Here is a 3,130-nt window from a genome sequence, read left to right as displayed (position 1 = left end):
TGTTGTCTCTACTAATATAAATAAGTAATAATATTATGTTAACAAAATAATTGATTTTAATAAAATCATTTATTTTTTAATTACAATTCTAATTCAACATAAGTAAGCTATATTTCTGTATATTAATTAAGTTTTTTATTTTTTTTTACTTTAAAACACTCTTTTAGGATCTATTTTTACTTCTCTAGGGCGATCAACATAGTACTCTAAACCAGAATATGCAGCTATTAAAGGTGCAAGGCGTTCAAGCTTTCCCGCAGATGATTTTTCAGGGATGATTTCTATATCGTGCTTTTCCTCTTCTTCACCCTTCATCTTTATCGATAAAACACAATAAGCTTTATGAGTTAATGTAGCCTTTTGCTCCATCGAACCATGAATGCCTTTAACAAAGTGTGTTAATTCTAATCTCTTTATTTGCTCATAGGGATAAATATTTTTTTTAACAAATGGGCCAAATCCCCAAATAGAAATAAACGCTTTATCTCTATTTGAGATAATCCAATTATCACGATAAAGTGCAACAAGTAATAATAAGAAGGTAATTATTAATGGTAAGATATCTGAATTACTCCACCCTTCCTCTGCAATAATAATAAAAAAACCAACTAGAATAAAAAAAGCAAAGAAGCCACAAACAATTCTTAGAGCTCTTGATGGACCATATACTGCAATATCTTTCTTCTCTATTTCTTTTAAATTATACGTAAACATTATCTTTAATATATCCTAAATATTAAATATTATACATCCATGAATCGAGTAATCTCAGTTTATTCTGGAAAATCAAACCAATTAAGAATCAAGATAAAAGAAAAGCTAATTAAAAGTTTAGAAAATAGCCAATATAACTATATTAAAAATATTCCCAATGTACTTTTTTGTGGTATCAAGGATTCAACCCTTGGTCAGTACGATGTAGAAAATAATTTAATATTACTTAATTCAAAGTTAATAAATTATGACTTTGAAATTATCTTCAATGTTGCACTTCATGAATTAGCCCACTATATAACTATTAACCATGTATCATCCCCACATGATGAACTATTTAAGGAGGTTTGCACAAATCTTGGTGCAAAAGATGGTTTTGAGAATGCCAAGATAAATATTACAAAACAAGAAAAATTAATTGATAAAATAAGTAAGCTTCAAGCCTTAGCAGCATCTCCATTTACAGAAGAAGGTATGAGTGCACTTTTAAAAATCAGTGAGCTTACTGCAAAATACAATATTAATGAAAGCTGTGATGAAGATGAAATATATATGGTTAAGCTCTATGAAGCAAAAAAAATATCCACTAAACAAAACTTATTAGCAAGAATAGTTAAAGAACTAACAGGTGTAGTAATTATTAAAGATCATATGGAAGGGAATATTAAGTTACTTGCCTTTGGATCTTTTGAAGAACTACAGGTTGCAGATTATCTATATGATATCCTCTATTACAAAATTGAAAAGGAAATCGAAAAACTTAAGAAAAGTAATCCAAATCACTATAAAGGTGTAAGTGTAGCTAATGGATTTTATTTAGGAGTATTAAATTCAATTAAATTAAAGCAAAAGCAGCAAAAGGATGGAGCAGAAATATCTAAAGCATTAGTATTAAGGTGTGAGGATAATAATTTAAAAGCAACAAAATTGTATTATTCACAATACAAAAATGTTCGTTCATATAAAGTAAAATCTAATGCGAAATTCAATAGTTCTTCATACAATCAGGGCAATGAATATGGAAGTAATTTAGAAATTGAAAGAGGTCTTTCTAGCGGTAAAAGCAAGCTATTGCTCGAATAATATTATATTAATTGCATAAATATACAAATAAATGAAAATCTAATGAAGAATTAGAGTAATTTTTGTAGTTTTAAACTTGTCATAATGGATATAATAAATTATTCTTAATATCAAGTATATTCCATATCCAAGGAGAATTGGCAATGAAAAAATTCATGACAATAGCATTGTGTGTATTGCTCGTTTCACTTACTCTCGTATCTTGCGGTGGTAAGAAAGAAGAAACAAAGGCAGCTACACCTGCAGCTACTACAACAACTACCACAGCTCCTGCTACAACAGCTAAGGCTGAAGCTCCTAAGGCTGAAGCTCCAAAAGCTGAAGCACCTAAGGCTGAGACACCTGCTCCTGTAGCAACACCAGCAGCAGATAAAGTAGTATTCAAGATTTCTAATGGTGCAGAACCAGAATCTCTTGACCCAGCTAAGATCCAGGGTGTTCCTGAGCACAGACTCTATGAAGCACTCTTCGAAGGCTTAATCATCTTCGATCCAAAGACAGCTGATGGTATCCCAGGTCTTGCAGAATCTTGGACAGTTTCAGAAGATGGTATGACATACACATTCAAGCTCAGAAAGGCTAACTGGTCAGATGGTACACCTATCACAGCTAAGGATGTTGTTTATTCATGGCTCAGAGAGCTCGCTCCAGAAACAGCTTCTCCATATGCTTGGTTCCCAGCAATGTTCCTCGAAGGTGCTGCTGAATACAATGCTGGTGAAGCAGATGCATCTGCTGTAGGTATCAAGGCTATTGATGATTATACATTTGAAATGAAACTTATCGGACCACTCCCATACGTAATTGGTGCTCTCGGACACTACTCATTCGCAGTTGTTCCTCAGCATGCTATTGAGAAGTATGGTGATGCATGGGTTCTCCCAGAGAACTTCGTTGGTAACGGTCCATATGTTCTTAAAGAGTGGACACCACAGTCAAGAATCGTTTGTGAAAAGAACGAAGCTTACTGGGACAAGGACAATGTTAAGCTTGATGAAGTTATCTTCTACGCTTCAGATGATGACAACACAAACTACAACATGTACCTCGCTGGTGAAATTGACTGGTTAACAGGTATTGCTCAGGATAGACTTGAATCAGCTCAGATGAGAACTGATTATCAGGTTGCTCCACAGCTTTCAACATACTACTACACAATCCAGACAACTAAGGCTCCATTCGATGATGCTAGAGTAAGAAGAGCTCTCTCATATGCTATCGATCGCCAGACACTCGTTGACCAAGTAACTAAGGGTGGTCAGCTTGCTTGTTGGGGTATCGTACCTGAAATGGCTGGTTACGAAGGTCTTGGTGAAACAAGATTCGATCCAGA

Annotated in this window: 3 protein-coding genes; 2 read left to right on the top strand and 1 reads right to left on the bottom strand. The window is 33.9% G+C overall.

The genetic code is table 11. The annotated features are described in order from the left end of the window. Nucleotides 1-150 precede the first annotated feature (150 nt). Nucleotides 151-714 (bottom strand): hypothetical protein, encoded by a 564-nt coding sequence (locus tag SOY52_RS03895; protein ID WP_320847672.1) that lies wholly within the window; start codon nucleotides 712-714, stop codon nucleotides 151-153. A 39-nt stretch (nucleotides 715-753) separates the two neighbouring features. On the opposite strand from SOY52_RS03895, the gene SOY52_RS03890 reads away from it, so the two are divergent. Both SOY52_RS03890 and SOY52_RS03885 read left to right on the top strand, forming a co-directional pair. Further along, on the top strand, nucleotides 754-1,797 hold the full coding sequence (locus SOY52_RS03890; RefSeq protein ID WP_320847671.1) for a SprT-like domain-containing protein: 1,044 nt from the start codon (nucleotides 754-756) through the stop codon (nucleotides 1,795-1,797). Between the two features lie 143 nt (nucleotides 1,798-1,940). Further along, a partial coding sequence (locus SOY52_RS03885) for a peptide ABC transporter substrate-binding protein (protein WP_320847670.1) occupies nucleotides 1,941-3,130 on the top strand: 1,190 nt, incomplete at its 3' end.

The organism is Bullifex sp. (assembly GCF_034103065.1).
GTDB lineage: Bacteria > Spirochaetota > Spirochaetia > Sphaerochaetales > Sphaerochaetaceae > Bullifex.
The sequence above is the reverse complement of the archived record's forward strand: the minus strand, read 5'-3'. Positions and strand labels throughout refer to the sequence as shown.